1 protein-coding gene is annotated in these 1,944 nt (G+C 63.9%); it reads left to right on the top strand.

Going from position 1 to position 1,944, the window contains the following annotated elements; translation table 11 throughout:
• Nucleotides 1-186: 186 nt before the first annotated feature.
• Nucleotides 187-912 (top strand): PcfJ domain-containing protein, encoded by a 726-nt coding sequence (locus MOV74_RS37065; RefSeq protein ID WP_246932345.1) that lies wholly within the window; start codon nucleotides 187-189, stop codon nucleotides 910-912.
• Nucleotides 913-1,944 lie beyond the last annotated feature (1,032 nt).

The following is a 1,944-nucleotide window of genomic DNA, read 5'->3' as shown; positions in this document are numbered from 1 at the left end:
GTGATCGATGGCCGCCCGCTCGCGGAGGCGGCGGCTGCCGCCGGCGTTCCACTGTGGCTGCGCAAGCTACCGCCGGAAGCCTTTGCAGGTCCGATCCCCCGATTGCCCGATGGTGAGCTGTTTCGCCGGCAGATCGCGAACCACCTTCCGCGCTCTCCCAAGCTGACGCCGACATGGCTTCAGCTCGTGGCCGACGCCGCCGAACTCGCGCATGAGCCGGTGGCCGTATGGATCGCACGCGAGTTCATCCGCGAGCCGGAGCGGGTGAAGACTGCGCGGCTGCGTTCGATCTGCCTCTGGGCCTGGTTTTCCTCTCAGCCCGCGACGCTGGGGCATGACCTGATCGAAAGGCCGTGGACACCGGACATGCGCATCGATGCCGCACGTGCGGCCGCAAGCGATTGGCTGACGATTGTCGCCTTGCATGCCAATCTCGGCCGCAAAGCGATCGCCGACATGTGGCTGCGGCCGGGCCGGATGGTGGGCTACGAGTTCATGCCGCTGGATTCGATTGCTGCCATCATCGAAGAGGCGAAAGCGATGCGGAATTGCCTCAGAACCTTTGGCAACAGCCTCGCACACAATCAGGCCCGGCTCTGGAGCATCCGGAAAGACGGCGAGCGACTCGCGACGTTGCGCATAGCCCGCCGCTATCGCGATCCGCTGCCGAACCTCGTCGAGCTCAAAGGTCCCGACAACGTCGAGGTCTCGCGCGAATTGTGGTGGGTCGCTCGCCAATGGCTGCACAAGCATGATCTGTCGCAGATCGACATCGGGCAATTCGACTGGGGTACGGCGCCGCTCGACAGCGGAAGCTGGATGTTGCTGTGGCGGCCCTACTGGCTCGCCAAGCGGCGCATCCCGTTCTGGCTGCCGATGGCCCCGTCGCGCCAGGTGCTCGAGACGCTGTGAGCAGATATGATGTTCTCCGAAATTCTTGCGGGCAGATCGACACGCGTTCGCGGCCTCGCGGCATCGTTTGCCCGAGTTGTGCTTTTTCCTCGCCCTCTCGGAAAGAAAGGGCGCAGGGAAGGCCGGGCGCCGGCTGGCACCCGTAAAGACCCCCGTGCTGAACAGATGCACACGCAATGCACAGGGCAGCCGAAACCCGGCCTTCCCTGCGCGATGGTTTGACGGCCTATGCCGTGCTCTCCCGGGAGCCGAACTTTCCTCTGGCCTCCCTCGCCCCGCGAACTGGATGATGCAGTCTGCCCGGTTGGACTCGCTTGCATCTCCGCGAAAGGCTTGACCGTAGCAACGACGGCCAGGACCACGCGGTTTTCGCCGTACGCAGGGGCGCCGTTCGTCTTTGCGGGCCGCGCGTGCTCACGAGATCATCTCGCCCTGCACACGCAAGCTCCGCCTTTAACGCCGCCCGCGTCCATCGCAACTCCCAGCCCGCGTTCGAAACGACGTACGACCGCCCCTTTGGTGGGTTGGGATGGCCGACACATACGATAAATCCGAACTTCGGTAAAGGAGAATATTTTTGACGAGAGAGGTTGACAGCGAATTGGATGTTTTGGCCGACGAGTGCCTTCGATGGGCCCACGCGATGACCGGCGCTGGTATCTCGGCCCGACGAGGAGCGATCGATCGCTGGCATGCTTACGAGAATGAGGCGAGAAAGCGGGCCTTGCGCGATTGGTGCACATTCCATGCGATCGAAATCATCGATTGATCAGGCGCGCGTTCGGACGCCGTGACTTGGACCAACGGTGACGCAGCTCCGCCGTCTTCTCGCCCCCATTGTCATTCAGAGGATAGGCGGGGCGGCGTTACGGTGGGCAAGTTCCCTGGGGTTCCGTGTGATCGTCCGACATCTTCCACCACGTGCTTCCCGTCATTCTGTTTCGCGCCGCGCTTTCCTCGGCGGACTTGCGTCGGCAGGCAGTGCCCTCGCGCTCGGCGGATGCGCCGGCCTGGGTGCGACCGGCGCGCGCT

This window comes from Bradyrhizobium sp. SHOUNA76 (assembly GCF_023006445.1).
Taxonomy (GTDB): domain Bacteria; phylum Pseudomonadota; class Alphaproteobacteria; order Rhizobiales; family Xanthobacteraceae; genus Bradyrhizobium.
The sequence above is the reverse complement of the archived record's forward strand: the minus strand, read 5'-3'. Positions and strand labels throughout refer to the sequence as shown.